This window comes from Cryobacterium glaciale (assembly GCF_004402535.1).
Classification (GTDB): Bacteria; Actinomycetota; Actinomycetes; order Actinomycetales; family Microbacteriaceae; genus Cryobacterium; species Cryobacterium glaciale.
This window is the reverse complement of the sequence record NZ_SOEY01000031.1, coordinates 1-26,364: the sequence shown is the minus strand read 5'-3', so window position 1 is coordinate 26,364 and position 26,364 is coordinate 1. Positions and strand designations below refer to the sequence as shown.

At 67.2% G+C, this 26,364-nt stretch carries 24 protein-coding genes, 1 tRNA gene, 1 other RNA gene and 1 pseudogene; 17 read left to right on the top strand and 10 right to left on the bottom strand.

The genetic code is table 11. The annotated features are described in order from the left end of the window. Positions 1-49 precede the first annotated feature (49 nt). Both E3O06_RS15960 and E3O06_RS15955 read left to right on the top strand, forming a co-directional pair. Positions 50-1,702, top strand: a complete 1,653-nt coding sequence (locus E3O06_RS15960) for a sensor histidine kinase (protein WP_134504370.1) — start codon at positions 50-52, stop codon at positions 1,700-1,702. Beyond that, complete coding sequence (locus tag E3O06_RS15955; protein WP_420898894.1) at positions 1,695-2,411, top strand: response regulator; 717 nt, start codon at positions 1,695-1,697, stop codon at positions 2,409-2,411. Before E3O06_RS15960 ends, E3O06_RS15955 begins: the two co-directional genes overlap by 8 nt. On the opposite strand, the gene E3O06_RS15950 is transcribed toward E3O06_RS15955, so the two are convergent. From E3O06_RS15950 to E3O06_RS15935, 4 genes are all read right to left on the bottom strand, one after another. Beyond that, positions 2,408-3,217, bottom strand: a complete 810-nt coding sequence (locus E3O06_RS15950) for an enoyl-CoA hydratase (protein ID WP_134504369.1) — start codon at positions 3,215-3,217, stop codon at positions 2,408-2,410. The two genes, E3O06_RS15955 and E3O06_RS15950, sit on opposite strands and share 4 nt — an antisense overlap. Next, entirely contained in the window at positions 3,214-4,395 is a 1,182-nt protein-coding gene (locus tag E3O06_RS15945) for an enoyl-CoA hydratase/isomerase family protein (RefSeq protein WP_134504368.1), read from the bottom strand. The genes E3O06_RS15950 and E3O06_RS15945 overlap by 4 nt, the downstream gene beginning before the upstream one ends. A 180-nt stretch (positions 4,396-4,575) precedes the next feature. After that, a complete protein-coding gene (locus E3O06_RS15940; RefSeq protein WP_134504367.1) occupies positions 4,576-4,923 on the bottom strand; it encodes a hypothetical protein in 348 nt (115 codons plus the stop codon). Between the two features lie 306 nt (positions 4,924-5,229). After that, positions 5,230-5,305, bottom strand: a tRNA-Lys gene (locus tag E3O06_RS15935). A 125-nt stretch (positions 5,306-5,430) separates the two neighbouring features. Between E3O06_RS15935 and E3O06_RS15930 the strand changes: the two genes are divergently transcribed. Next, the gene (locus E3O06_RS15930; RefSeq protein WP_134504366.1) at positions 5,431-6,300 is read left to right on the top strand and encodes an inositol monophosphatase family protein; all 870 of its coding nucleotides are present in this window, start codon (positions 5,431-5,433) and stop codon (positions 6,298-6,300) included. A 7-nt stretch (positions 6,301-6,307) separates the two neighbouring features. Here E3O06_RS15930 and E3O06_RS15925 read toward each other — a convergent pair whose 3' ends face one another. Next, positions 6,308-7,051 (bottom strand): trimeric intracellular cation channel family protein, encoded by a 744-nt coding sequence (locus tag E3O06_RS15925; RefSeq protein WP_134504365.1) that lies wholly within the window; start codon positions 7,049-7,051, stop codon positions 6,308-6,310. A 54-nt stretch (positions 7,052-7,105) separates the two neighbouring features. Here E3O06_RS15925 and E3O06_RS15920 point away from each other — a divergent pair, with 54 nt between their 5' ends. The 4 genes from E3O06_RS15920 (at position 7,106) to E3O06_RS15905 (ending at position 11,678) form a co-directional block, all read left to right on the top strand. After that, on the top strand, positions 7,106-7,549 hold the full coding sequence (locus tag E3O06_RS15920; protein WP_134504364.1) for an RrF2 family transcriptional regulator: 444 nt from the start codon (positions 7,106-7,108) through the stop codon (positions 7,547-7,549). Positions 7,550-7,665: 116 nt separating this feature from the next. Next, complete coding sequence (locus tag E3O06_RS15915; protein ID WP_134504363.1) at positions 7,666-8,829, top strand: globin domain-containing protein; 1,164 nt, start codon at positions 7,666-7,668, stop codon at positions 8,827-8,829. A gap of 43 nt (positions 8,830-8,872) precedes the next feature. Next, positions 8,873-10,405: a CYTH and CHAD domain-containing protein gene (locus tag E3O06_RS15910; RefSeq protein ID WP_134504362.1), complete on the top strand. Its 1,533-nt coding sequence runs from the start codon at positions 8,873-8,875 to the stop codon at positions 10,403-10,405. An 85-nt stretch (positions 10,406-10,490) separates the two neighbouring features. Then, a complete protein-coding gene (locus tag E3O06_RS15905; protein ID WP_134504361.1) occupies positions 10,491-11,678 on the top strand; it encodes a TerC family protein in 1,188 nt (395 codons plus the stop codon). 18 nt (positions 11,679-11,696) lie between these two features. Here E3O06_RS15905 and E3O06_RS15900 read toward each other — a convergent pair whose 3' ends face one another. Continuing rightward, positions 11,697-13,421, bottom strand: coding sequence for a SulP family inorganic anion transporter (locus E3O06_RS15900; protein WP_134504360.1), 1,725 nt, complete (start codon positions 13,419-13,421; stop codon positions 11,697-11,699). A 194-nt stretch (positions 13,422-13,615) separates the two neighbouring features. On the opposite strand from E3O06_RS15900, the gene E3O06_RS15895 reads away from it, so the two are divergent. From E3O06_RS15895 to E3O06_RS15850, 10 genes are all read left to right on the top strand, one after another. After that, positions 13,616-14,503, top strand: coding sequence for an FAD binding domain-containing protein (locus tag E3O06_RS15895; RefSeq protein ID WP_134504359.1), 888 nt, complete (start codon positions 13,616-13,618; stop codon positions 14,501-14,503). 13 nt (positions 14,504-14,516) lie between these two features. After that, entirely contained in the window at positions 14,517-15,023 is a 507-nt protein-coding gene (locus tag E3O06_RS15890; protein WP_134504358.1) for a (2Fe-2S)-binding protein, read from the top strand. Then, on the top strand, positions 15,020-17,413 hold the full coding sequence (locus tag E3O06_RS15885) for an aerobic carbon-monoxide dehydrogenase large subunit (protein WP_134504357.1): 2,394 nt from the start codon (positions 15,020-15,022) through the stop codon (positions 17,411-17,413). Before E3O06_RS15890 ends, E3O06_RS15885 begins: the two co-directional genes overlap by 4 nt. A 1-nt stretch (position 17,414) precedes the next feature. Further along, positions 17,415-18,329 (top strand): XdhC family protein, encoded by a 915-nt coding sequence (locus tag E3O06_RS15880; protein ID WP_134504356.1) that lies wholly within the window; start codon positions 17,415-17,417, stop codon positions 18,327-18,329. 30 nt (positions 18,330-18,359) lie between these two features. Next, positions 18,360-19,256 carry an AAA family ATPase gene (locus E3O06_RS15875; RefSeq protein WP_134504355.1) on the top strand — a complete coding sequence of 299 codons (897 nt, stop codon included), beginning with the start codon at positions 18,360-18,362 and terminating at the stop codon, positions 19,254-19,256. Next, the gene (locus tag E3O06_RS15870; protein ID WP_134504354.1) at positions 19,249-20,478 is read left to right on the top strand and encodes a vWA domain-containing protein; all 1,230 of its coding nucleotides are present in this window, start codon (positions 19,249-19,251) and stop codon (positions 20,476-20,478) included. The genes E3O06_RS15875 and E3O06_RS15870 overlap by 8 nt, the downstream gene beginning before the upstream one ends. A 22-nt stretch (positions 20,479-20,500) precedes the next feature. Next, a complete protein-coding gene (locus E3O06_RS15865) occupies positions 20,501-21,349 on the top strand; it encodes an SRPBCC family protein (protein WP_134504353.1) in 849 nt (282 codons plus the stop codon). Between the two features lie 23 nt (positions 21,350-21,372). After that, entirely contained in the window at positions 21,373-22,596 is a 1,224-nt protein-coding gene (locus tag E3O06_RS15860) for an XdhC family protein (RefSeq protein ID WP_134504352.1), read from the top strand. A gap of 269 nt (positions 22,597-22,865) precedes the next feature. Further along, positions 22,866-23,597: a PIG-L family deacetylase gene (locus tag E3O06_RS15855; RefSeq protein WP_134504351.1), complete on the top strand. Its 732-nt coding sequence runs from the start codon at positions 22,866-22,868 to the stop codon at positions 23,595-23,597. Between the two features lie 138 nt (positions 23,598-23,735). Then, a complete protein-coding gene (locus E3O06_RS15850; protein ID WP_174843246.1) occupies positions 23,736-24,038 on the top strand; it encodes a hypothetical protein in 303 nt (100 codons plus the stop codon). 127 nt (positions 24,039-24,165) lie between these two features. On the opposite strand, the gene ssrA is transcribed toward E3O06_RS15850, so the two are convergent. The 4 genes and pseudogenes from ssrA to E3O06_RS15830 form a co-directional block, all read right to left on the bottom strand. Continuing rightward, positions 24,166-24,540, bottom strand: a transfer-messenger RNA (tmRNA) gene (gene ssrA, locus E3O06_RS15845). Positions 24,541-24,661: 121 nt separating this feature from the next. Then, on the bottom strand, positions 24,662-25,138 hold the full coding sequence (gene smpB / locus E3O06_RS15840) for an SsrA-binding protein SmpB (protein WP_092108491.1): 477 nt from the start codon (positions 25,136-25,138) through the stop codon (positions 24,662-24,664). 86 nt (positions 25,139-25,224) lie between these two features. Beyond that, positions 25,225-26,139 (bottom strand): permease-like cell division protein FtsX, encoded by a 915-nt coding sequence (ftsX, locus tag E3O06_RS15835; RefSeq protein ID WP_134504350.1) that lies wholly within the window; start codon positions 26,137-26,139, stop codon positions 25,225-25,227. After that, positions 26,136-26,364, bottom strand: a pseudogene (locus E3O06_RS15830) (cell division ATP-binding protein FtsE); the annotation flags it as partial. The gene ftsX and the pseudogene E3O06_RS15830, both read right to left, overlap by 4 nt.

Genomic DNA, 26,364 nt, shown 5'->3' with positions numbered 1-26,364 from the left:
TACTGTTCACGGGGAACGTTGTTCACGGGGAATGCGCGGAAGGAACGCAGTGCGCAGGGAATGGAGCATTGCGAGGCGCCTGTTTTTCGCGCACGCCCTGTTCATCGTGGTGCTCACCGTCTTCATCGGAACGGCCTTCTTCGTCGACGCTCGCGATCGCGGCTACGACGAGACCAGCACTCGGATGCTCGCGGTCGCCACAGCCATAGCCGACAGTCCCCTCGTGCTCACCGCGAGCACATCCGTCGATCCGAGCGCATCCCTGCAGCCATACGCCCTTGCGCTGACCAAGGATGCCGGACTCGACTTCATCACGATCATGGCCCCTGACCGCACCCGCTGGACCCATCCGAACGCGGCTGAAATCGGCAACGACTACATCGGTGCCGTCGAACCGGCACGCTCCGGAACAGCCTTCACCGAAATCAGCACGGGAACGCTCGGGCCATCCGTTCGTGCCGTGGTGCCGGTACGGGATGCCGATGGCATCGTGCGCGCGCTCGTCGCGGTGGGCACCACGACGAGCAACATCACGGTCGCCCTGAACGCCCGACTGCCCTCGGTACTGGGGCTAGCCGTCGGGCTCCTCGCGTCGGGGTCGGTGGTGACCTGGCTGCTCGGGCGCTATCTGCGGCGGGTGACGCTCGGGTGGGGGCCTGAGCATCTTGCGCAACTGTTCGTGTACTACGATTCCGTGCTGCATTCGGTGCGGGAAGGGCTCGTGCTGGTCGACCGGCGCGGCGACCTCGTGCTCTACAACGACCAGGCGGCGCGGCTGCTCGGTATTCCGCCGCGAGCGGCTGGAGACAGCACCAGTCCCGCACCCGCCGTCACCGAATTGAGCCTTCCACCGAGCCTCGGTGAGTTGTTGCAGAGCGGCCGCACCGTACACGACGAGATTCATGTGACCGACACCCGGGTGCTCGTCGTCAACCAAGAGCCGGCCGCATCAACGTCGGTCAGGGGCGGCAAGTCAATGGGATTCGTCGCGACGATTCGCGACCACACCGACCTGCAATCGCTGGGCAGCGAGCTGCAGTCGATGCGGACCCTCTCCGACGCGCTGCGAGCGCAGACCCACGAGCATTCCAACCGATTGCACACGATCGTGTCGCTGATGGAACTCGGACGCACGCACGAGGCCCTCGCATTCGCCACCGCGGATCTCGAGTTGAGCCAGCAACTCGCCGACGAAATGGTCGGTTCGGTGGATGAACCCGTGATCAGCGCCCTGATCATGGGCAAGTCGGCGCAGGCCAATGAGCTCGGGGTCGCCCTGACGGTCACCGCGTCGGGCACCCTGGCCCAGTCGGGGTTGTCGATCCAGGACCTCGTGACCGTGCTCGGCAACCTGGTCGACAATGCCCTCGACGCGGCGGCCGCCGGTGCCGCCCCCCGGCGCGTGTCGGTCACGGTGTCATCGACCGAGCGTGCCCTCACGATCGAGGTCGCCGACAGCGGAGCGGGCGTGGCACCCGATGTCATCGACGACGTGCTGCGGCTCGGCTTCAGCACCAAGGGTGGCGGCTCGGCGGGCCGCTCGATCGGCGGCCGCGGCCTCGGTCTCGCCCTCGTTCGGCAGGCGGTGACCCGCCTCGGCGGCACGCTCACGATCGGGCGTCGCGAAGGGGCTGTCTTCACGGTGAGCATTCCGGCCGCAGTGAGGTCGGCCGATTCCCAGGCGGTGGTCGATCATGGCTGAGCCCGCGCTGCCACTCATTCGTGTGCTCGTCGTCGAGGACGAACCGCTCGCGGCCGAGGCGCACGCCGTCTATGTCGGTCGCCTCGCCGGTTTCGAGCTCGTCGGTACGGCCGGCACCGGGCAGGATGCGTTTCGCCGCGTCGCTGCAGCTGCCTCGGCCAGCACTCCGATCGACCTCGTACTCATGGACATGAACCTGCCCGACAGCCACGGGCTCGATGTGAGCCGGCGCATCCGGGCGGCCGGTCTGGCCACCGACATCATCGCGATCACCGCGGTGCGTGACCTCGACAACGTGCGCGGTGCGATCGCGGCCGGGGTCGTGCAGTACCTGATCAAACCGTTCACCTATTCGACCTTTGCCACGAAATTGACCAGCTACCGGGACTTTCGCGCGAAACTGAACGCGCAGGCATCCGTTGTGACGCAGTCAGCGGTCGATCACGCGTTTGCGAGCCTGCGCGCGCCGACCGATATTCCGCGGCCGAAGGGGTTGTCTGATTCGACCCTGACCCCAGTGGTCTCCTACCTGCAGGCGCATGTCGCGCCGGTGTCGGCGAGCGAGCTCATGGAACCGCTCGGCCTGTCGCGGGTGACGGCGCGGCGCTACCTGGAGTATCTCGCCGACATGGGGCTCGTGCTGCGCGCACCGCGTTACGGAACGCCGGGGCGGCCCGAAAACGAGTACAGCTGGAAGCCGGGGCGCTAGCGATTAGTGAAGATCGGTGTGCGTTTCTCGACGAAGGCGGCCATGCCCTCGGTCTGGTCATCGGTGGCGAAGACCGAGTGGAACAGGCGACGTTCCAAGTGGATGCCGCTGCTCAGCGTCGACTCGTACGCCGCGTTCACGACTTCCTTGGCGAGCATGGCGATCGGCGCCGATTTCGCCGCGATTACGGCCCCGGTGGCGAGGGCGTCGGCGAGCAGGTCGGCGGTGGGCACGATGCGGGCAACCAGTCCGGCACGTTCGGCTTCGACGGCGTTAATGGTGCGGCCGGTGAGGATCATCTCCATCGCTTTGGCCTTGCCGACGGCCCGGGTGAGGCGCTGCGATCCGCCCATGCCGGGAATGACTCCGAGCTTGATCTCCGGCTGGCCGAAGGTGGCGGTGTCGGAAGCGATGATGAAATCACAGATCAGCGCCAGTTCGCAGCCGCCGCCGAGGGCGTGGCCGGAGACGGCGGCGATCACCGGTGTGCGTACGGCGGCCAGGCGGTCCCAGCCGGCGAACCAGTCTTTCAGGTACATGTCCATGTAGCTCATCGTCGACATCTCCTTGATGTCGGCGCCGGCGGCGAAGGCCCGCTCCGAGCCGGTGATTACGATCGCACCGATCTCGGGGTCGGCATCGAGCCGGGTGGCGGCATCCACGACATCCTGCATGGTGGCGAAGTTGAGGGCGTTCAGTGCCTTGGGACGGTTGAGGGTTATGACGCCCACCCGGCCGTGGCGTTCCAGCAGGATGTTGTCGTAGGTGTCGGTCGGAGTCGTGTCGGTCTGAGTCGTGTCGCTCACGCGGTGGCCTCTCGTTCGGTGTCGTGTTTTCCGTTGGTGTCTGCTCGCGGCAGGCGCAGCTCGCGCTCCCCCAGCGGCGCGAAGTGCGCCTGCACGTCGGCGTCACTCACTTCGGTGAGGGTGCTCGGCTGCCAGGACGGGTTGCGATCTTTGTCGACGACCTGCGCGCGAATGCCCTCGATGACGTCGTGGCCGGCCACCATGCGCAGGGACACCCGGTATTCCTGCTCGAGTACGTCTTCGAGGTCGGCCAGGCCGCGCGCGCGGCGGAGAGACTCGAGGGTGACAGTGACGGCGGTCGGCGACTTGGCCAGAATGGCGATGGCGGCCGCCTGCGCTGCCGCGACCGATGACCGCTGCAGTCGCTCGATGATGGCGGCCAGGTCGTTGCCGGAATAGGACTCGTCGATCCAGGCCTGCTCGGCCAGCAGCGGGGCCGGTGGCGTCGGCGAGGCGTGCTCGGCGATGGCTGCGGCAGCGGGCATCCGTTTGAGGGCGTCGACGAGGGATTCGAGCTGGGTGGATTCGACGAAGCTGTCGGCGAGGCCGAGCGCGATCGCGTCGGCGCCGGTCATGGTCGCGGCCGTGAGGGCGAGGTGGGTGCCGAGTTCGCCGGGGGTGCGCGAGTACAGGTAGGTTCCGCCGACGTCGGGAACGAAGCCGATGGTGGTCTCGGGCATGCCGAGTTTGGTGCGTTCGGTCACGACACGGTGGGAGGCGTGGCCGGAGAGGCCGACTCCGCCACCGAGCACGATGCGGTCCATGAGGGCGACGAACGGTTTGGGGTAGCGCTTGATCTGCGCGTTGAGCGTGTACTCATCGGCCCAGAATCGTGCGTTCTCGTCGGGGTCGCCGCCGGCGTCGGTGCGGGCGTCGCGATAAATCGAGACGATGTCGCCGCCGGCGCACAGGGCACGGTCGCCGCTTCCGGTGAGCAGCACGGTCTGCACGGCGTCGTCCTCGGCCCACTCGGTGAGCGCTGCTGCTATCGAGCGGATCATGTCGTGGGTGAGGGCGTTGAGCGCCTTCGGCCGGTTCAGGATGATGCGGGCCAGCGGTCCCTCGCGCTGCAGCAGAACCTCGCCGTCAGCGTGTGCCAAAGCGGATGCGCCGGCGCCGGCGCCGGCCGCCGCCGCGCCCTGATCGGAGGGGGGAGCGATCGAATCCGTGCGGGGCATAGAGACCTTTCCGCGTCGATGCGGCTGGGGAGCATGTCTGCAACAGTCTATCGAGGTGAATTTTCTGCCCACAACCGGGCGAAGAAATGGCGGCGCGCTCCCCCGAGCCGGCAAGCCCGGCAAGCCCGCTGAGCCCGCTGAGCCCGGCAAGCCCGCTGGGCCCGCTGGGGATCGTTTTCCCTAGAACGGTCGGGGATCAGGGCCGGATATGTCGGTGGTCCAGGTGCTGTCCCAGTCGGAGGTCCACGGATCGGGCGGGGGTGGCGGTGTTTCAGCAGGTGGTGGTAACTCCGGACGGTCAGTCGCCGGACTCACCGGTTCTGGGATGACGGGTTCCAGGTCAACGGGGTCATCGTACGGGGCGAATTGTCCGAGCCCCTCGGCAACTTCAACCCGCCAATCCGCTTGACACTGCGCCCAGAACACCTCGAACTCGGCGCGCTCCTCAGGCGTGGAAGGCCGGCAGCCGTGGGCGGTGAAGAACGGATCGACGGGGCCCGGCTGGGGGGTGTCGCCGCTCTGGCTCATAGAACAAGTGTACCAAGCTCAGCGCATGAAGTCGAGGGTTTCTCGGATCTACTGGGATTTCTGTGCGAAGACGCATTCGGACGGGCAGTCGCGTTTTCAAGGCCGGCTCGCGTGGGTCGATGGCGGTGTCGTATGCAAGCTGTGGATCGACCCTGTCGAGATTCCGACCAACCGAAAATGCCCCGGTTTCCCGCTCACGGTCCCAACTCAGCGCCAGAAACGACGCGACGAGTGCACGTGCTCCCACACAGCCCCGCACACGAAAAACCCCGCCGCACTGCGCAGGGCAATGACGACGGGGTTCGGTGGTGCACCCCCCCGGACTTGAACCGGGAACCCACTGATTAAGAGTCAGTTGCTCTGCCAATTGAGCTAGAGGTGCATGTGAGGCAGCGGAACAACCCGCGGCAACGTGTAACCCTAACACCCCAAGCGGGCTCGATGCCAATCGAGGCGGAAAAGGGGCGATGACCGGCATCCGTTCCCAAAATTACTATCCTTGGGAGCGTGACCGAACCGCGAATCTACGCCCTTTCCGACGACCTCGAGCTCGGTCTGGCTCTCGCCGACGCCGCCGACGCCATTTCCAGCGCCCGCTTCACCGCGCTCGACCTCGTCGTGACGACCAAACCCGACCGCACACCGGTGACGGATGCCGACCAGGCCGTCGAGCGCGCCATCCGCGACCTGCTCGCGCAGCATCGCCCCGACGACGGCATCCTCGGCGAGGAGTTCGGCACGGCCGGTTCCACGACGCGCCAGTGGATCATCGACCCGATCGACGGCACCGCCGGGTTTCTCCGCGGCATTCCGATCTGGGCCACCCTCATCTCGCTCGCCATCGACGGCGTTCCGGTGCTCGGCGTGGTCAGCGCCCCCGCACTCGGGAAACGCTGGTGGGCGGCCGCCGGCAGCGGCGCCTGGTCCTTCGACACGAGCCGTACCACAGCGGATGACGCCCCCACCCGCCTGCGCGACGCCCCCACCCGCCTGCGCGACGCCCCCACCCGCCTGCGCGTCTCCGGCATCGAGACCCTCGCCGAGGCATCGATCAGCTATGGCAGCCTGCAGCAGTGGGATCAAGCCGGGCACCTCGACGAGCTCGTCGCCCTCTCCCGCCAGGTCTGGCGCACCCGCGCCTACGGCGACATGTGGTCGTACATGCTGCTCGCCGAGGGCCACCTCGATATCGCCGGGGAATTCGACCTGCAGCCCTACGACATGGCCGCTCTCGCCCCGATCGTGCAGGAGGCCGGCGGCACGTTCACCTCGGTCGACGGCCAGCCCGGCCCCTGGTACGGCAGCGCCCTCGCCACCAACGGCCTGCTACACGCGGCGACGCTCGCGGTATTGAACCCGGGGCAGGCATCCGCTTAATGAAAAATCAGACGCTGGCACCCGGATCGTCGGGAAAGATGCCGTTGCGGGCATTGCGCGCATCGAGACGTCGCTGGCGCCACGCCCGCGGGTTCAGCAGCAGAATCGGTTTCGGAATGCGCAGCGCGTAGCCGGTCGGCAGAATCCAGCCGTAGCGTTTGGCCAGCAGCGACAGCCCGGCGCCGCTGAGAATGGCCACGGCGGTGCCGATGGCCACGAACCCGAGCTTGCTCAGAATGACCATCTCGGTACTCGCGAGCAGCGCGCTCGTGGCGTAGAGCGTGTTGCCGCCGAAGATGGTCGGCACCTTGAGCAACATGATGTCCCGCACCATACCGCCACCGACCGCCGTGATGATACCGAGCAGAATAGCGGGGAGCCAGCCGAGGCCAGCGTCGAGTGCTTTCTGCGCGCCCACCGCCGACCAGCAGCCGACGGCGAGGGCGTCGAGCAGCAGCAGCACACGGCGGGTCCAGCGGCCGTTGAAGGTGACGAAGTAGGCGATGACCCCGCCGAGGATGGCGCAGATCAGGTAGGCGGGGTCGAGCAGCGCAGCCGGGCTGCCCTGCTGCAGCAGCGTGTCGCGAATCATTCCGCCGCCGAGCCCGCTCATGATCGCGAGCACCACGAAGCCGACGATGTCGAGGCGGGCGGTGCGCGCGGCAACCCCGCCGAGAATGGCATTGGCGAGCACGCCGGCCAGGTCCACGAAGCGGATTACCTCAAACAGCGTCTCCGACTCAGTGTCCACTTGCCCCATTCTCTCTCATATCTGCGGTGCGGCGGGCGCACTTACTGTTAAGGCATGAGGATCAACGCTTTTTCCGACGTCTGCCTGCGGATCGTCATGGTGCTGGCAGCGGCGCCGGAAGGCGTGACGTTCACCTCGCGAGTGGTTGCCGCCGAGGTCGGCACCCCATACAACCACGTCAGCAAGGCGCTGTTGCGCCTACGGGAGCTCGGCCTGATCGAGGCCATTCGGGGGCGAAGCGGCGGCGTGCGCATCAGCGCGCTCGGCCGCGAAGTCACCGTCGGCACCCTGCTGCGCCAGCTCGACACCCGCACCGACCTCGCCGCCTGCGACTCGCCCAACGGCCCCTGCCCCCTGCTGAGCGGATGCGGCCTGCGCGGCAGCCTGCGCCGCGCGCGCGAGGCCTTCTACGGCGAGCTCGACGACCTCGTCATCGCTGATTTGCCACACGGCAAGCCGAATGGACCGATTCTCGTCGAACTGGGCTTGGTGCGGTAGGACTAAAGTCCCTAATTTCTACGACTTGTAGAAAGTATCCGATTAATTGGTATATGAGATGCTACTTTTGTAGAAGACCCCCACAAACGGGTGTCGGTTACGTAGAAGGAGTATTCATGCTTTCGCCCCAGTCCCTCCCCCTCATCGAAGCCACCCTGCCGCTGGTCGGCGAGCGGATGCCCCAGATCGCGAAAAACTTTTACAACCGCATGCTCACCGCCCACCCCGAACTGTTCGACGGGCTGTTCAGCCGGTCCAACCAGAAGAACGGCAGCCAGCAGCAGGCCCTCGCCGGCAGCATCGCCGTCTTCGCGACCCACCTGCTGGCGAACCCCGACACCACGCCGGAGGCCATGCTCTCCCGCATCGCCCACAAGCACGTCTCCCTCGACATCCAGCCCGAGCAGTACGACATCGTCTACAAGTACCTGTTCGAGGCCATCGCCGACGAGCTCAGCGACGTCATCACGGCCGAGATCGCCGCCGCCTGGACCGAGGTCTACTGGCTGATGGCCCACGCCCTGATCAAGATGGAGAAGGGCCTCTACGCCGGACTCGCCAGCGACAAGCCGCTCGCCCCCTGGGTCGTCGTGAAGAAGGAAGCGGCCGGAACCGACGCCGTCACGTTCACCCTCGAACCCGCCGACGACACCCCCGTGACGCCCGCCCTGCCGGGCCAGTACGTCAGCGTCACCGCCGTCATGCCCGACGGCATCCGCCAGGTGCGGCAGTACTCCCTCTCGGCCGGCACGAATACGACCCGCGTCTTCACCACCAAGCTCGACGCCGACGGCGAGGTCTCCCCCGTGCTGCACCGCGACGTGCAGGTCGGCGACACGCTGATCCTCTCCGTGCCGTGCGGCGACATCACCCTCGATGCGGGCACCGGCCCGCTGGTCCTGGCCTCGGCCGGAATCGGCTGCACGCCCAGCGCCTCCATCTTGCGTTCACTGGTCGACTCCGGCTCCAAGCGTGAGGTGCTCGTGCTGCATGCCGAGAGCAACCTCGAGCGCTGGGCGCTGCGCGACCAGATGAACGAGGACGTCGCCCTGCTGGAGGCGGCCGAACTCGAGCTCTGGCTGGAGATCCCGAGCGAGGGCCACCACGAGGGCTTCATGTCCCTGGAGAACGTGACGATCCCGGAGGACGCCTCGGTGTACCTCTGCGGTCCGCTCCCGTTCATGCGCAGCCTGCGTTCCCAGGCGCTGCAGTCCGGCGTACCGGCCGATCGCATCCACTATGAGATCTTCGGCCCCGACCTGTGGCTCGCCAACGCCTGACGCACTCATGATTCAACGGGCGCGTCCGCGCTAGGTTTGAACAGTGGACGCTAACGGTGGTATCGAGATAGAGCGCAAGTTTGACGTTGACGAGCTGGCGGTGCTTCCTCGGTTGAACGACCTGCCGGGCGTGCAGGCCATTGCCGAGCCGGTGGTTCACGACCTCGAAGCCGTCTACTTCGACACGAAAGATCTCGTGCTCAGCGCCGCGCACATCACGCTGCGCCGGCGTACCGGCGGCGACGACGCCGGGTGGCACCTCAAACTGCCCGAGCGCGCCGGCCGCCGCCGCGAGGTCCACGCGCCGCTCGGCCGGCACGTTCAGGGCGTGTCTGGACACAGCGAAGCGGATGCCGTCCCCGAATCGCTCGCCCAGCTCGTGCGGGTCTACGTGCGCGACTCCCCGCTGGCTCCCGTGGCACGCCTGCGCACCACCCGCGTGGTGCACGCCCTGATCGGTGCCGGCGGCGAAACCCTCGCCGTGCTCTGCGACGACCGGGTGCAGGCCGAACGGCTGGTTCATGAACGCGCTTCCGCGGCCTGGCGCGAATGGGAGATCGAACTCGTCGACGCACCAAAGGACCTGCTCGACGCGGGGCAGGCCCTGCTCGCGGGCTCCGGCATCCTCGTGTCGCGGCACACCTCGAAACTGGCGCGTGCCCTCGGCGACCGATTCCCGGTGGAACGATCCCAGAATTATCAGCGCCCAAAGCCCACGAGGCCGGCCGGGAATGTTCTGCTGGCCAGCCTGGGCGAGCAGATCAGCGTCATTCGAACGCAGGATCCGGAGATTCGCCAGCACCGGGCCGGCTCCGTGCACGCCATGCGCGTGGCCACCCGCCGACTGCGTTCGGTGCTGGCCACTTATCATTCCCTCGTCGATCCCTCTGTCGTGCAGCACCTCCGCTCCGAACTCAGCTGGCTCGCCGCCGTACTCGGCGGCTCCCGCGACGAGGAGGTACTGCAGCGGCGCCTCGCCGGCCTGCTCGACCGCGAGGCCCCGGCTCTGCTGCTCGGGCCGATCCGCGAACGCCTGCGCGACCGTTCCGAAACGGATGCCGACACCGCCGCTCACACGCTCGTCGCCGCCCTCGACACCCACCGCTACTTTCGGCTGCTCGATGCCCTTGAAGCCCTCATCGCCACGCCGTTGTTCACGGCCGCGGCCAGCCAAGACGCCCGCGTGGTCGTTCCCGCCCTGATCAAGAACGAGTGGAAGAAACTGCGCCGGGCCGTGCGCCGCGCCACCAACACCGTGCCGGGGCCGGAGCGCGACCTCGCCCTGCACGAGGTACGCAAGCGCGCCAAGCGGCTGCGCTACGCTGCCGAGACGGCGCATCCGCTCAACTCGAAGCGTGCCGCACGGGTGAGCCGATTCGCGCAGAAACTGCAGACCATCCTCGGTGACCAGCACGACAGCGTCATCGCCCGGAATCGCCTGCTGCGTCGCGGCGGGGTCGACGCCTTCCTCCGCGGCGAGAACACCTTCAGCTACGGCCGCCTGCACGCCCTGGAACAGCAGAAGGCAGCGGATGCCGAGGCTCGGTTCTGGACGGCCTGGTCGCGCCGCCCGTAACCCGACCTCCCCTGGCCCGACCGCCCGGGAAGGGATGTTATCGTTTGGCAGAACGTCCGCGGCTATTCACAGGGAAGCAAGGTTCATGACCGTTTCGCCCCTCGTCTGGGTCTCCACCATCGTCGTCATCCTGGCGCTGCTCGCCTTCGACTACTTCTTCCACATCCGCAAGGCCCACGTTCCCGCGCTGAAGGAAGCGGCCCTGTGGTCCTCCATCTACGTGGGCCTGGCCATTCTCTTCGGCATCCTGGTTCTGCTGTTCGGCGGCAGCACCATGGGGTCAGAGTACTTCGCCGGCTACATCACGGAGAAGGCGCTGTCGGTGGACAACCTCTTCGTCTTCCTGATCATCATGGCGAGCTTCCGGGTGCCCCGCGAGGACCAGCAGAAGGTGCTGCTGTTCGGCATCGTCTTCTCCCTGATCGCTCGCACCGGGTTCATCTTTCTGGGCGCAGCGCTCATCAACTCGTTCGCCTGGGTGTTCTACATCTTCGGCCTGATCCTGCTGATCACCGCGGGTAATCTGCTCAAGCCCGAAGCACACGGCGATAACCAAGCGGACAACATTATGATCCGCCTGGCCAAACGGAGCTTCCACACCACGGAGCACTACGACGGCGACAAGCTGTTCACCATGCACGAGGGCAAGAAGGCGCTCACACCCATGCTCTTGGTCATGGTGGCGATCGGCGGTACGGACATCCTGTTCGCGCTGGATTCCATTCCCGCGATCTTCGGGCTGACCCAGAACGTCTATATCGTCTTCACTGCTACCGCGTTCTCCCTGATGGGGCTGCGCCAGCTGTACTTTTTGATCGACGGGCTGCTCGACCGGCTTATCTACCTCTCCTACGGACTGGCGGCCATCCTGGCCTTCATCGGCGTCAAGCTCGTGCTCCATGCCCTGCATGAGAACAACCTGCCGTTCATCAACGGCGGCGAACCCGTCCCGGTCGTGGAAATCAGCACCGGCCTGTCCCTGACCGTCATTATCGGTTCCCTCATCGTCACCGTCGTGGCCTCACTGCTGAGCAGGGCGGGCAAAGCCCAGACCGCCATCAACAACGCCCGCCGCCATGCCGTCAGCTACCTTGATCTTGATTACACCGCTGATCTCGCCGAGCGCGAGCGGATCTACCGGCTGCTGACCGACGAGGAAGCACAGGTCCTGGCCATGGAGCTCAAGTACCGCAACAAGGCCAAGGACATCGATCGGATCCGTGAGCAGGTGGCACAGGCTCATCGGCAGCATGATGAGTATCTGGCCCGGTAGTGTGATCAACCGGACTGGTCAGGCATCCGGTTGCCACTGGGTGCCGTCGAGGTCACCGCGCAGCGTTCCGGTGGCCTCATCGACTGCCTCTCCGACCGTGCCGGCGAACCGCTCGGGCGGAAACCGCCCGCTCAATCCGTAAGCACGCAGATGGTCTTTCACCGGGCCTTTCATCTCGGCGAAGACCAGCGTAATCCCCCGGGAAGCCAGAAAATCGTCGAGTTCGAGCAGCTCATCCACCGCGGTGGTGTCGATGTCGGTGATGGGCTCCGCCGCGAGGATGACCGTGTGCACACCGCTGCCGGCAGCCGTGACCGTGGCCCGTACGTAGTCGTCGAAGATCCCGCCGTTGGCGAAAAAGAGCGGCGCGTCGAAGCGAACGATGACGATGCCGGGCAGCCGTTCGCCCTCCGAATGCCGGGACAGGTCGTGGTAACCACGAAGACCGCGGATCCGGCCGAGCTCGGCCCGGTAGGGTCGCCAGGCCTGGCTGACGAATGCGCCGAGCGAGAGGATGATCGCCACGGCGATTCCCTCGATCACACCGACCACCAGCACCCCGAGGAAGGCCGCGAGCGAAAGCATCGCATCGACCCTGTTCATGCGCATGAGCGCGATGAACCCTTGCACATCGACGAGACCGCCAGCGGCGACGATGACGACCGCGGCGATGGCCGCTGAGGGCAGGAAATCCGTGAGCCCGGGCGCGAACAGTATGAAGGCCAGAACGAGGACGGCGCCAACGACTCCGGTGAGCTGGGAGCGAGCCCCCGCCTTCTCGGCAACGGGGGTGCGCGAGGACGACGCCGAGATGGGGAATCCACCGAGCAGTCCGGTTGCGATGTTCGACGCGCCGATCGCCCTCATTTCCTGGCTGCCGTTGACGTTCTCTCCCCGGCGGGCCGCAAACGATCGCGACAGCACGGCGGTGTCCGCGAAGGCGATGAGCGCGATGCCGAGCGCCGGGGCCACCAAACCGGCAGCATCCGCCCACTGCAGACCGCCGAACGCGGGTGCGGGGAGGCCAGGGGGAAGCGCCCCGACGACGGGCAAGACATCCCGCAGCCCGAAGACCGCGGTCACCGCCGTCGCGAGCACGACCGCCGCCAGCACGCCCGAAATCCGGGTTCTGCGCCAGGAGAGCACGACGATGACCGCGAGCGAGCCGAGGCCGAAGAGCGTCGCGGTCAGGTTGACCTCGCCCCCGGCGATTCCGGCGAATATTCCGATCAGGTCGAGCAGCGCCGAATCCGCAGTGATGGAGAAGCCGAGCAGGGCGGGCAACTGCGAAATAATGACCAGCACGGCGAGCGCGTTGAGGTAGCCGACGCGGATGGGCTTGGAGAGCAGGTCGGTCACGAACCCGAGGCGCAGAATTCCGCCGAGCGCGAGGATCACTCCGACCATGATCGCCAGGAGCCCGGCGAGGCCGACTGCGCGCACATCATCGCCGAGAGCGAGCGGCACGATCGCGGCCGCGATGATCGGTGCCAGTGCCGAGTCGGGGCCGAGCACGAGAATGCGCGACGGTCCGAAGACGGCATATGCGGCCAGGGGAATGATCGTGGCGTACAGGCCCGATGCCGGCGGGAGCCCCGCCACCTCGGCGTAGCCGATGCCGACCGGTATGAGTAGAGCGGTGAGCACGATGCCCGCCCGCAGGTCGGGGAGCAACCAGGCGCGCCGGTAGCCGAGCGCCGTGTCGATCCCCGGTACCCACCTCCGCAGCCTCGTCGCAGCCATGACGTTCCTCTCCCGAACCCATCTTGGTGCAGGACTAGCTCGTGCGCCGAGCGAAATAGAGAGTGGCGGTGCCCAACTCCTGTTTTTCGCTGTGCTCGATGTTGACAGCCACGGGCGCGGGGAGCAAGCTGTGGCACGACAGTGTCGCGCAACGATGCGCGGTGCCGTGGAACCTTCTCAGTGAGGAGAAGCCCGTGCAGATTCCAGCTCCGTTCGATTACGTTCGTGCCAGTTCGGTTGACAATGCCCTTGCCCTGCTTGATCGCCACGGGGCCGAATCCCGGGTGGTCGCCGGCGGACACAGCCTGCTTCCCATGATGAAGCTGCGCCTCGCCCGGCCAGACTGGCTCATCGACATCAACGACCTGTTCGAGCTGGACTACCTGCTGGTCGATGGCCCGGTGCTGCGCATCGGCGCCATGACCCGGCACACGACCCTGCTCGAATCCGACGACGTTCGGCACCTGTTCCCCATTATCTGTGACGCCGAACGCGTCATCGCCGACCCGATCGTGCGCAACCGCGGCACCATCGGCGGCTCGCTCTGCCAGGCCGACCCGGCCGAAGACCTCTCCACGGTGTGCCACGTTCTCGAAGCGGTGGCCGTCGTGCGCGGGCCGGCCGGTGAGCGGATGCTGCCGATGGCAGAGTTCCACCGCGGCCCGTATGAGACGGCGGTCGCCCAGAACGAACTACTCATCGAGGTGCGCATTCCCATTCGGGCCGGCTCCGCCAGCGCCTACGAGAAAGTGGAACGTCGGGTCGGCGACTGGGCCGTCGCCGCAGCCGGCGCGAGCGTGACGCTCGCCGCCGACGGCACGATCAGCCACGTGGCCGTCGGCCTCACCGCGGTCGGGCTCGAGCGTAACGTGACCGAGGTCGAAGCGGTGCTCGTCGGTCAGGCCCCCACCGAAGCGCTCTTCGTCGAAGCCGGACTGCTGGCGTCACAAGCCTGCGATCCCCTCGCCGACCAGCGCGGCCCGATCGACTACAAGCGGCACCTCGCCGACGAACTGACCCGGCGGGTACTTCGGGTCGCGTGCAGCCGCGCCGCGGCATCCGTTTCTGAGATCACAAGCTAGGAGTTGAGCCCTCATGCAGATCAGCCTGACCATCAACGGCACTTTCGTCACGCGCGAGATCGAACCGCGCGTGCTGCTCGTGCACTTCATTCGCGACGACCTGCGGCTCACCGGTACCCACTGGGGCTGCGACACCAGCAACTGCGGCACCTGCGTCGTGCTGATGGACGGCCAGCCGGTGAAATCGTGCACCGTGCTCGCCGCCATGGCCGACGGCCACACGATCACGACCGTAGAGGGGCTCGCCAACGGCGCCACCCTCGACCCGGTGCAGCAGGGCTTCATGGAGGAGCACGGCCTGCAGTGCGGCTTCTGCACCCCGGGCATGATGCTCACCGCCCGCGCCCTGCTCGACCACAACCCGCACCCCGAACCGCTTGAGATTCGCGAAGCCATCTCCGGCCAGATCTGCCGCTGCACCGGCTACGCCACCATCGTGCGCTCCATCCAGTGGGCCGCGGAGCATCCGCTCGTTGCCGCCGCTGAAACAACGGAAAAAGAAGAAGAGGTGCGCGCATGACCATCCTCGAGGACCGTCCGTCGAACCCGGCCGCGGGCGACCACGATCGCCCGATCGGCCATGGCCGCATGCAGCGCAAGGAAGACCCGCGCTTCGTGCGCGGCAAGGGCCACTACGTCGACGACATCGTGCTGCCCGGCATGCTGCACGGCGCCATCCTGCGCGCACCCGTCGCCCACGCCCGGCTGGTCTCCATCGACACCACCGCAGCGCTCGCCCACCCCGGAGTGCACGCCGTCATCACCGGCACCGACCTGCAGGCCCTCGGCCTGGCCTGGGCGCCGACCCTCTCGATGGACGTGCAGGCCGTGCTGGTCACCGACAAGGTGCGCTTCCAGGGCCAGGAGGTCGCATTCGTCGTCGCCGACGACCGTTACGCCGCCCGTGACGCCCTCGAGCTGATCCAGGTCGAGTACGACGTGCTGCCACCGGTCGTCGACGCCCGCAAGGCGATGGACCCGGGCGCTCCCGTCATTCGCGACGACCTCGAGGGCCGCACCGACAACCACATCTTCGATTGGGAGGCGGGCAACAAAGCCGAAACGGATGCCGTCTTCGCGAGCGCCGACGTCGTGGTGAAGCAGGAGATTGTCTACCCGCGGGTGCACCCGGCTCCGATGGAAACCTGCGGCGCCGTCGCCGACTTCGACCCCATCGACGGCCGGCTCATCCTATACGAGACGACCCAGGCCCCACACGCGCACCGCACCCTGTTCGCCATGGTCTCCGGCATTCCCGAGCATAAGATTCGCGTGGTCTCCCCCGACATCGGCGGCGGCTTCGGCAACAAGGTCGGCATCTACCCCGGCTATATCCTCGCCGTGGTCGGGTCCATCGTCACGGGCAAACCGGTGAAATGGGTCGAGGATCGCTCCGAGAACCTCATGAGCACCTCGTTCGCCCGCGACTACATCATGCAGGGCGAGATCGCGGCGACCAGAGACGGCAAGATCCTGGCCCTCCGCACCAACGTGCTCGCCGACCACGGCGCCTTCAACGCCACCGCCCAGCCCACCAAGTATCCGGCCGGGTTCTTCCACATCTTCACCGGCAGCTACGACCTCGCCGCCGCCCACTGCACCGTCACCGGCGTCTACACCAACAAGGCCCCGGGAGGGGTGGCCTACGCCTGCTCCTTCCGCGTGACCGAGGCGGTCTACCTGGTCGAGCGGATGGTCGACATCCTCGCCCGCAAGCTCGAAATGGACCCCGCCGAGTTGCGTTTGAAGAACTTCATCAAGAAGGAGCAGTTTCCCTACCCGAACAAAACCGGCTGGGAATATGACTCGGGCGACTACGAACCCACCATGCGACTGTCGATGAAAATGGCCGGCTACGACGAACTGCGCCGCGAACAGAAGGAGAAACGCGAACGCGGCGAACTGATGGGCATCGGCATCTCGTTCTTCACCGAGACCGTCGGAGCCGGCCCCCGCAAGGACATGGACATTCTCGGGCTTGGCATGGCGGACGGCGCCGAACTGCGCATCCATCCCACAGGCAAGGCCGTCGTGCGCATCTCGGTGCAGAGCCAGGGGCAGGGGCATGAAACGACCTTCGCGCAGATCGTGGCGGAGGAGATCGGCATCCCGCCCGAAGACATCGACGTAGTGCACGGCGACACCGACCAGACGCCGTTCGGCCTCGGCACCTACGGCAGCCGGTCCACCCCGGTCAGCGGCGCCGCCGTGGCCCTCGTGGCCCGCAAGGTGCGGGAGAAGGCCCGGTTCATCGCCGCGGCCATGCTCGAGACCCGGCCGGAAGACCTCGAGTGGGAGAAGGGCCGCTGGTTCGTCAAGGGCGACCCGAGCGTGGGCAAGACCATGGCCGAGATCGCGATGGGCGCCCACGGCACGGTCGCGCTGCCGGAGGGCATCGACGGCAACCTCGACGCCGAAGTCACCTACGATCCGCCCAACCTCACCTTCCCGTTCGGCGCCTACATCTGCGTCGTCGACATCGACCCGGGCACCGGGCACGTCAAAGTACGCCGGTTCATCGCCGTCGACGACTGCGGCACCCGCATCAACCCGATGATCATCGAAGGCCAGATTCACGGCGGCCTCACCGACGGCGTCGGAATGGCGCTCATGGAGATCATCGAGTTCGACGCCGAGGGCAACTGCCTCGGCGGCTCCTTGATGGACTACCTCATCCCCACCGCCATGGAGGTGCCCGACTGGGAGACCGGCTTCACCGTGACCCCGTCGCCGCACCACCCGATCGGCGCCAAGGGGGTCGGTGAATCGGCCACGGTCGGTTCACCGCCGGCCGTCGTCAACGCCGTCGTCGACGCCCTCGCACCGTTCGGCGTCGTGCACATGGACATGCCCTGCACCCCCTCCCGGGTGTGGGAAGCCATGCAGGGCCGCACCAGACCGCCGGTTTAGCATGCCCGTCAGCCACCCGACCCTCGAACGGGAACTCACCGAACGCCGCGAAGCGTACGTGCACGCGACCGTGGTGCGCGCCCAGCGCCCCACGAGCGCGCACGCCGGCGACACGGCACTCGTGCGCGCAACCGGCGAGATCGAGGGGTTCGTCGGGGGAACCTGCGTGGAGGCATCCGTTCGGCTGTATAGCCTGCAGGTTCTCGAAAGCCGGCAGCCGCTGCTGCTCAAGGTCGTCGCCGGTGTGCCGTCGAGCATCGTCGAGGACGGCGCGGTCGAGGTCTCCAACCCGTGTGTGAGCAATGGCGCGATCGAGATCTTTCTCGAACCGCGCATTCCGCTCCCGCGACTGATCGTGGTCGGCTCGACCCCCGACGCCGAGGCCCTCGCCACCCTCGCGCCGCTGGTCGGCTTCGACCTCGTGCAAGCGGATGGTGCCTCCGCTGCCCCGCGAGTCGGCGACGCCGCCGTGGTCGTCGCGTCGCACGGCCGCGACGAGGAACCGGCCCTGCTCGCCGCCCTGGCCGCCGGGGTGCCCTACGTCGCCCTGGTGGCGAGCCCGAAGCGCGGCGCGGCGGTGCTCGCCTCGCTCGACGTGTCGCCCGAGCAGCGCGCCCGGGTGTTCAGCCCGGCCGGCCTCGACCTCGGGGCGCGCACGCCCGGGGAGATCGCGGTGTCGATTTTCGCGCAGCTGGTGCAGGAACGGGCCGGGCGCGGACATCCGATTGCCGTGGCTGGAGCTGACCCGGCGGCGGCTGTCACCGCGACCGCGGTCGACCCGGTCTGCGGCATGACGGTGGCGGCACTGCCAACGTCGCTGCAGCTGGAGCACAACGGCACGATCGTGTATTTCTGCTCGGTGGGCTGTCGCACGGCGTTTCTCGCGCATCCGGAGCAGTATGCGACCGCGCGGTAGCGGCCAGGCTGGCAGTTGGCGGTGCCGGCGATGGTGACCGTGCCCGAGCTGGTGCCGTCCGTCGGCGCGCTGCAGCGTGCCCTCGACGCGGAGGATTACCTCGCCGATGAGGGCCTCGCGACCGCCGTGTTCCTGGCCGTGCGCATGCGGCAGCCATTGCTGCTCGAGGGCGAACCGGGGGTCGGCAAGACCCAGATCGCCAAGGCGCTCGCCCGGCTGCTCAACACCGAGCTGTTCCGTCTGCAGTGCTATGAGGGGATCAGCGCCGGGGAGGCACTCTACGAGTGGAACTACCCCCGGCAGCTGCTCGGCATCCGCCTGGCCGAGGCGCGCGGAGTCGAACTCGCCGAAACCGAGCTGTTCGGGCGCGACTATCTGCTGCGCCGCCCGCTGCTGCAGGCGATCGAACACCCCGGCCCGCGGCCGGCCGTGCTGCTGCTCGACGAGATCGACCGGGCCGACGCCGAGTTCGAAGCGTTCACCTTCGAGCTTCTCGCCGAGGCGGCGGTCACCATTCCCGAGCTCGGAACCGTCACGGCGGAGCATCCGCCGATCGTGATTCTCACGAGCAATCGCACCCGCGACCTGCACGACGCCCTCACCCGGCGCTGTCTGTACCACTGGATCGACTACCCGGGGCCGGAGCGGATCGCGCAGATCGTGCGCCGCCGGGTGCCGAGCAGCTCGCAGGCACTCGCGACCGAAGCCGCAGCGGCGATCACCCGCTTGCGTTCGCTCGACCTCGTGAAACCGCCCGGCATCGCCGAGGCCATCGACTGGGTGAGCGCGCTGACCGTGCTCGGCATCGAGCAACTGAGCGGCCGGTCGGTCGAGCAGACCTGGGGCTCGGTGCTGAAGAATCGGGACGACCTTGATGTGGCGGCCGCCCGCGGCGGCGCCTGGGTGGCGGAGGCCGCGCATGGCTGACCGCGGTCTCCAGCCGTCGATCGAAGCGGCTGCCCTCGCCGCCGGGTTCAGCACGGCGCTGCACCGGGCCGGCCTGCCGGTGTCACCGGACCGCGCGGCGCGTCTGGCCGAAGCGCTGCGGCTGGTTCCGCCGACCGACCGAGCCGCCCTGTACTGGGCCTGCCGCGTCGTCTTCGTCTCCCAGCAGCAGCACCTCGCCCGCTTCGACGCGGTGTTCAGCGCCGTGTTCGACGGCCGGCTCGACCCGGCCGAGAGTCGCGGTGACCCGAACGCTCCCCCGGCGGTCGGGTCAGAGACGCGCACGAAGGCCGCCCCGCCGACCAATCGGCCGGCCGGCGCTCCCGAACCGCAGCCCGATCGCCCGCCAGCCCCGCTGCCCGGCGCCGACTCTGCCGACGGCGATACCGACGGCCCGGAACGCGATGCCATCCTCGCCCTGGCCTCGAGTGACGAGCACCTGCACGAGATGGCGTTCGCCGACCTCGACCCCGAGGAACTGGACCGGCTGCGCCAGCTCGTCGCCCGCATCGTGCTGTCGACGCCGACCCGGTCGAGCCGCCGCAGGCATCCGTCGCCGCACAGCCGCGACCGGCTCGATGTAGCGCGCACCGTGCGGGCCGCGCAGCGGACCGGCGGAGATCCGATCACCCTGCATCACGCTCGTCGCCGCCAGACGCCGCGCCGGCTCGTGCTGCTCTGCGACGTGTCGGGTTCGATGGAACCGTACACCCGGGTGTTCCTCACGTTGCTGCAGGGCGCGGCATCCGGAGCCCGGGCCGAAGCGTTCGTGTTCTCGACGCACCTCACCCGGCTGACCCGCCAGCTGGCCCTGCGCGACCCGGACCAGGCGCTCGCCCAGGCCGCCGCCACGGCGACCGACTGGGCCGGCGGTACCCGGCTGGCCGCCAGCATCCGTCGGTTCATCGATGACTTCGGGCGGCGCGGCCTGGCTCGCGGCGCCGTGATCGTGCTGTTCTCCGACGGCTGGGCGCAGGACGACCCGGCCGATGTCGACGCCCAGATGGCGCGCCTCCGCCGGCTCGCGCACCGCATCGTCTGGGTGAATCCGCGCAAGGCCGCCGCCGGCTACCGGCCGCTCGTCGGCGGCATGGCCGCCGCCCTGCCCTACTGCGACGCCTTCGTCAGCGGGCACAGCTATGCGGCCCTCGCCGACGTGGCTGCCGCCATTCGCGGTGACCTGCATCCCATCGACCATCCGTAACCATCCAGCAGAGGACATTCTGATGCAACTCGACAGCACCTTCACCGTCATCGCCCCCATCGACACGGTGTGGAACACCCTGATGGACTTCGAACACGTCGCCGGCTGCGTGCCGGGGGCGCAGATTCTGAACAAATTGTCCGACGACAACTACCAGGTCGGCATGAAGGTGAAACTCGGCCCGGTCACCATGCAGTACCGCGGCCAGATGAACGTCGACGAACGCGACGCCGAGGGCCACCGCGCCGTCTTCTCTGGCAAGGCACAGGAGACCCGCGGGCAGGGCACCGCCCAGGCCACCGTCACGCTCGTGCTGGTCGAAGCCGACGGAGTCACCCGGGGCACGGTCAGCGCCGATCTGTCTCTGTCGGGCAAGGCCGCCGCCATGGGCAAGGGCGTCATCAGCAGCGTCACCGAGCAGATGATGGCGCTGTTCGCCGGCAACCTGCAAGACCTCATCGAAGGCGACGACACTGATTCGCACGGCGGCTCGGCCACGCCGACCCCCGTCGGCGACCATGTCGACGACCCGGCCACCCTCGCCCAGGCCGCCCCGCGAGCCGTCACCGACGTGTCCGACATTCCGCCCGGAGACGCCCCCGCCGCCGACACGCTCCCCGGCGTGCAAGCGGATGCCCCGCCGCGGCCCGGCCTGCCGCCGCGCCCGGTCCCTCCCCGCGTTGCACCCGCCGGTGGACACCGGGCCGCGCCGCACCGGTCAGCCCCGGCGGCCGCGCCGAGCCTGGACGCGATGAGTCTGGTCAAGGGCGTCGTCGCCGACCAGCTGAGCGACCCGGTGAAACTTCTGGGGCTGCTGGCCACGGTAGCGTTCATCGCATACCGAATTGGTCGGCGCGCGTCCGGCCGCTGACCCACAACCGAAGGGAAACGGACATGCGTGAAGTTCTGGATACCCTCTTCACCGGCTGGCAGAACGGCGCCACGGCCGGCCTGGCCACGGTTGTGCGCACTTTCCAGTCCGCGCCGCGCCCGCCCGGCGCTTCGATGCTGGTCAGCGCCGATGGCGCCGTAGCCGGCTCGGTTTCTGGCGGCTGCGTCGAGGGCGCCGTCTACGAACTGGCCAGCCAGGTGGCCGAGGACGGCGTGCCCGTGCTCGTGCGTTACGGCATCAGCGACGACGATGCCTTCGCCGTCGGGCTGACCTGCGGCGGCATCCTGGATGTCTTCGTGGAGCCGGTCTCCCGGGCCACCTTCGCCCTGCTCGAGGGAGTACACGCAGACGTCGACGCCGGTCGGCCGGTGGGGGTCGCCACCGTGATCGAGCATCCGGATGCCGCCTGGCTCGGCCGCCACCTCGTGGTGCGGCCGCACGGTTTCGAGGGCGACCTGGGCTCTGACCGCGCCAACCACGCCATCGGCGATGACACCCAGGGCCTGCTCGCTGCAGGACGCAACACCACCCTCACCTACGGCCCCGACGGGGAACGGCGCGGCGAGGGGATGCGGGTCTTCTTCGCGAGCTACGCGCCGAGGCCACGCCTGCTGGTGTTCGGTGCGATCGACTTCGCCACCGCCCTGGCCCGGCTCGGCACCTTTCTCGGCTACCGGGTCACGGTCTGTGATGCGCGGGGCGTCTTCGCGACCGCCGCCCGGTTTCCCGGCGTCGACGAGGTCGTGGTGAGCTGGCCCGACCGCTACCTGCGCGAGCAGATCGCCGACGGTCTCATCGACCCGCGCACGGTCATCTGCGTGCTCACCCACGATCCCAAATTCGATGTTCCCCTGCTCGAAGCCGCCCTGCACGGCCCGCCCGTGGCCTACATCGGCGCCATGGGATCCCGACGCACCCATGCTGACCGTCTGGAGCGCCTGGGCGCTGTCGGGGTGACCGACGCCGAGCTCTCCCGGCTGCGCAGCCCGATCGGCCTCGACCTCGGCTCGCGCACCCCCGAGGAGACCGCCGTGTCGATCGCCGCCGAGATCATCTCGCTGCAATGGGGCGGCAGCGGGGAGCCGCTGCACACGCTGGTCGACGCTATCCATCACGATGACCTCGTCGACCCGAACCCGCCGCCGGGGCCGCCATCGCTGCCGTCATCGTCATCGAATCAGGCTTCGGGTAGCGTGGCCATTGGACGAACCGTCCTGAACAGCTAGCCATCGGCAGCGCGCCCAGTTCGACCCGAAATTGCCAGGCCCCTTCCCGCGTTTTTCGCGAGGTGCCAACTCTGGCCCCTTGAACAGGTTCCATCATCTGTGAGGTGCCACTTTCGGCCCCTTGAACGAGCGCCAGCCTAGCGAGATGCCACCTTTCGCCCATGGCGTGCCTTCGGCACCACAGGCTGGCGGCGATAGGCTCGACGAATGGCTCCCGCATTCGCTTTCCCCGTGCAGTTTGCACCTCACGCTGACCGTGGCCAAGCACGATGAGCAATCTGCACGTCGTCACCTCGGTGCTGTTCGTGCACGCCCACCCCGACGACGAGACCATCAGCACCGGCGGCCTCATCGCGTATCTCGCGGGCCGCGGCATCCGCATCAGCCTGGTCACGGCCACCCGCGGTGAGCGCGGAGAAGTCGTCGCGGGACCGCTCTCCCCGCTCGTCGGAACCCCTGCCCTGGCCGAGGAACGCGAACGCGAACTCGAACGCGCCGCCCGCACCCTCGGCGTCAACGAGGGTTTCTGGCTCGGTGAGGCACCGGCGCGCGCGCCCGGGCTGCCCGAACGCCGCTACCGCGATTCCGGCATGGAGTGGATCCGCCCCGGCCTGGCCGGCCCGGCCGCCGATTCCGACACGGATGCCCTCGCTCGCGCGCCGCTCGGCGAGGTCACGAATGATCTCGTCGCGGTTCTGCAACAGGTGCGACCGAGCCTAGTGATCAGCTACGACCAGACCGGCGGCTACGGGCATCCCGACCACGTACGCGTGCACGATGCCACGCTCGCTGCCTGCCGCGCGCTCTCACTCCCCTACGCCGAAATTCTTGACTCTCGCACAGCGGATGCGGAATGGTTCGATCTCGACGCCCAGCGCCCTACCGTCGTGGCCGCCCTCCGCTGCCACGCCAGCCAACTCACCGTCGACGGCGACTTCATCGTGCATTCCGGCGGCCAGCGCGACCCCATCCGCACGGCGATCGGCCTGCGCCTGCGCTGATCCGAAGCATCCGATCACATCAGTACCGGCGCGCACACCTCGACAAGGTCGCGCGTCATCATTATGATGACAAAGGAACTAAAAGACGCTGTGGAATTTGCCGACAGTGCGCTGAAGCATTGCCTCCAGGGAGGGCCCATGAGCAAGCTAACGGCCAAGGCCGGCGTAGAAGTCTGGCTCGACACTATCGAGCCGACAGGAATGCCAGCGCGCGACGGACGAAACCTGCGTGCGATCGGCGCAGCCCTGACCGCGCGAGAACATGCGGAGGACGAACTGAAGCGCGCCGTAAGAGCCGCACACGCGGCCGGCGATTCGTGGGAAGCCATTGGGCTGGTCCTGGGCACGTCGCGACAGGCTGCTCACCGAAAGTACGCCGCCAGAGACACCGAGGCGTTCGATTCCAGTGAAGCGGGTTCCACTCTTCCGGACGAAAATTAGCGGCTAATTCCGGCACTTGGTAATGCACTAATTCGATCGATGAACCAAGAAATCAAGCCACCCACTGAACCTAATGGGCAGTGGACGGCCTGATGAGAGGCAACACAACAGCGTGTGACAGAACCGATGGTGGAGATGCGGGGAATTGAACCCCGGTCCACTGTTGTGGTCATATGCCTTCTACGGGTGTATCCAGTGAAATCGCTTTCTCGGCCCCGGAATTTGCCACTGGCATCTACTCCGACAGGCCCAGCCTTCGTTTAAGTCCCTCTACACCCCGTGGCTCAATGTAGAAGCAATCTCTCTAAATGGCGTCAGGATCCGGGTAGAGAGCATTCCCGGTCTGGCGGACTTCTTTAGTGCTTTCGCTTAGGCAGCGAGAGCGAAGTCAGTGCGCTTTGAATTGGCACTTATTGTTTTGCAGAGATCGTTTACGAGATAACCCTGCATCCTCGACCCGCTTCTCACAATTGCGCAAACAATGTCGAAACCGATCATCCCCATACACATCGCATGCTTTACAGAGTGAAAGCGCCAGCGATGGTTCATGTCACACGCTGTTGAGTTACCAAACCGCACCTTTCGGTGCAGCCCTCCATCCTACAACAGAAGGACGGAGGTGGCTAGTCGCCGAGGTGACGCTGCGCCGACATCGCGCGGTCCGATTCGCGCTTGTCGGTGCGTTCCCGCAGCGTCTGGCGCTTGTCGTACTCTTTCTTGCCCTTGGCCACGGCGATCTCCACCTTGGCCCGACCGTCCGCGAAATAGATGCGCAGCGGAATCAGCGTGTATCCGCCCTCTTTGGTCTTATGGCTGATCTTCACGATCTCCTTCTTGTGCAGAAGAAGTTTGCGCTTGCGACGCGGCGGGTGATTCGTCCACGATCCGCCGGAATACTCCGGAATGTGCACCGCATCCAGCCAGGCTTCGCCTCCCTCGATGAAGGCGTAACCGTCAACCAGGGTCGCCCGGCCGGCGCGCAGAGACTTGACCTCGGTGCCGCTCAGGACCATTCCGGCCTCGTAGGTGTCACTGATGAGGTAGTCATGTCGGGCCTTGCGATTGGTCGCCACAACTTTTTCGCCACGTTCCCTGGGCATGGTTCACCTCGATTCAGATTCTTCAAGCGGATGCTGTCGGCCGATCCGGCAGACAGCCCACCAGTCTAGCGGGTGCCGTCCACGAGTTAGACCTTGAGGTAGCGGGTGATCGCGAAGTTGGCCGAGAACGCAGCGAGCACCGCACCGACCACGAGCAGGATGGGCACGACGACGAGCGCATCGTCCATGCCGACCAGGGCGAAGCCGGTGAGCCGGGCCCCGAGGTAGCCCTGCACGAAGAAGTAGACGAGCGCCACGATCGCGCCGCCGGCCAGCAGCGAACCGAGGAGAGCGGCGAACACCCCCTCCAGGATGAAGGGCGTCTGGATGAACCGGTTGCTCGCACCCACCAACCGCATGATGCCGAGTTCCCGACGCCTCGAGAACGCCGACAAACGGATCGTCGTGGCAATCAGCAACGCCGCGGCAATCAGCATCAACCCGGCGATACCGATGGCCGTGTAGCTCGCCACGTTGAGCACGGAGAAGATCTGGTCGAGGTATTTGCGCTGGTCGGCGACATTTTCAACGCCGGCGACCCCCGACAAGCTCTCGACCAGTACAGCGGACTGGGCCGGGTCCTTCAGGTTGACCCAGAAGGTCTGGTTGAGCTGGTCGGCCGTGACGTAGTCGGCGACCGGGTTGCCGGCGAACTGCTTCTTGAAGTTCTCGAAGGCCTGCTCGTGCGTCTCGAAGTAGTAGTTGTCGATGAACGACGCGAGGGTCGGCGATTCCAGTTGGGCCTCAACGGCGGCGATCTGCTCCGGCGAAGCATCACCGCCGGTGCAGGTCTCCCCCGGCGAAATATCGGAGCACATGTAGATGCCGACCTGCGCCTTGTCGTACCAGAAATTCTTCATCTGGCCGATCTGCATCTGCATGAGCACGGCAGCGCCAACGAAGGTCAGCGAGATAAAGGTCACGAGCACGACGGAGACGACCATCGAGGCGTTCCGCCGCAGGCCGTTCGCGGCCTCGGAGAGCACCAGACCGATCCTCATCGGGTCGGCCCCACGTTCTGCTCGCCCGTTTGGTCGGGTTTCTCTCCCGGCGCTCGCAGGCCGAGTTTCTCGGCCAGAGTGAGCTGCTCCGGGTCATCGTTCGCAGCGACCGGCAGCACCGGGCGCGTCATCGGCGGCACCGGGGTGGCCGGGGCCGCCTCGATCGGCGAGGCGGCGGGAGCGGCCGCAGGCGACGCGGCGGGGGCCGGGGCAACCGGCCCGGTC

What these genes read in the sequence shown, in the direction of transcription:
- E3O06_RS15945 (WP_134504368.1), bottom strand. Translation starts at nt 4,395, where the DNA reads ATGCCCCGCACGGATTCGATCGCTCCCCCCTCCGATCAGGGCGCGGCG.
- E3O06_RS15885 (WP_134504357.1), top strand. Translation starts at nt 15,020, where the DNA reads ATGACCATCCTCGAGGACCGTCCGTCGAACCCGGCCGCGGGCGACCAC.
- ftsX (WP_134504350.1), bottom strand. Translation starts at nt 26,139, where the DNA reads ATGAGGATCGGTCTGGTGCTCTCCGAGGCCGCGAACGGCCTGCGGCGG.
- E3O06_RS15915 (WP_134504363.1), top strand. Translation starts at nt 7,666, where the DNA reads ATGCTTTCGCCCCAGTCCCTCCCCCTCATCGAAGCCACCCTGCCGCTG.
- E3O06_RS15900 (WP_134504360.1), bottom strand. Translation starts at nt 13,421, where the DNA reads ATGGCTGCGACGAGGCTGCGGAGGTGGGTACCGGGGATCGACACGGCG.
- smpB (WP_092108491.1), bottom strand. Translation starts at nt 25,138, where the DNA reads ATGCCCAGGGAACGTGGCGAAAAAGTTGTGGCGACCAATCGCAAGGCC.
- E3O06_RS15955 (WP_420898894.1), top strand. Translation starts at nt 1,695, where the DNA reads ATGGCTGAGCCCGCGCTGCCACTCATTCGTGTGCTCGTCGTCGAGGAC.
- E3O06_RS15875 (WP_134504355.1), top strand. Translation starts at nt 18,360, where the DNA reads ATGGTGACCGTGCCCGAGCTGGTGCCGTCCGTCGGCGCGCTGCAGCGT.
- E3O06_RS15890 (WP_134504358.1), top strand. Translation starts at nt 14,517, where the DNA reads ATGCAGATCAGCCTGACCATCAACGGCACTTTCGTCACGCGCGAGATC.
- E3O06_RS15870 (WP_134504354.1), top strand. Translation starts at nt 19,249, where the DNA reads ATGGCTGACCGCGGTCTCCAGCCGTCGATCGAAGCGGCTGCCCTCGCC.
- E3O06_RS15860 (WP_134504352.1), top strand. Translation starts at nt 21,373, where the DNA reads ATGCGTGAAGTTCTGGATACCCTCTTCACCGGCTGGCAGAACGGCGCC.
- E3O06_RS15855 (WP_134504351.1), top strand. Translation starts at nt 22,866, where the DNA reads ATGAGCAATCTGCACGTCGTCACCTCGGTGCTGTTCGTGCACGCCCAC.
- E3O06_RS15880 (WP_134504356.1), top strand. Translation starts at nt 17,415, where the DNA reads ATGCCCGTCAGCCACCCGACCCTCGAACGGGAACTCACCGAACGCCGC.
- E3O06_RS15920 (WP_134504364.1), top strand. Translation starts at nt 7,106, where the DNA reads ATGAGGATCAACGCTTTTTCCGACGTCTGCCTGCGGATCGTCATGGTG.
- E3O06_RS15940 (WP_134504367.1), bottom strand. Translation starts at nt 4,923, where the DNA reads ATGAGCCAGAGCGGCGACACCCCCCAGCCGGGCCCCGTCGATCCGTTC.
- E3O06_RS15865 (WP_134504353.1), top strand. Translation starts at nt 20,501, where the DNA reads ATGCAACTCGACAGCACCTTCACCGTCATCGCCCCCATCGACACGGTG.
- E3O06_RS15905 (WP_134504361.1), top strand. Translation starts at nt 10,491, where the DNA reads ATGACCGTTTCGCCCCTCGTCTGGGTCTCCACCATCGTCGTCATCCTG.
- E3O06_RS15850 (WP_174843246.1), top strand. Translation starts at nt 23,736, where the DNA reads ATGAGCAAGCTAACGGCCAAGGCCGGCGTAGAAGTCTGGCTCGACACT.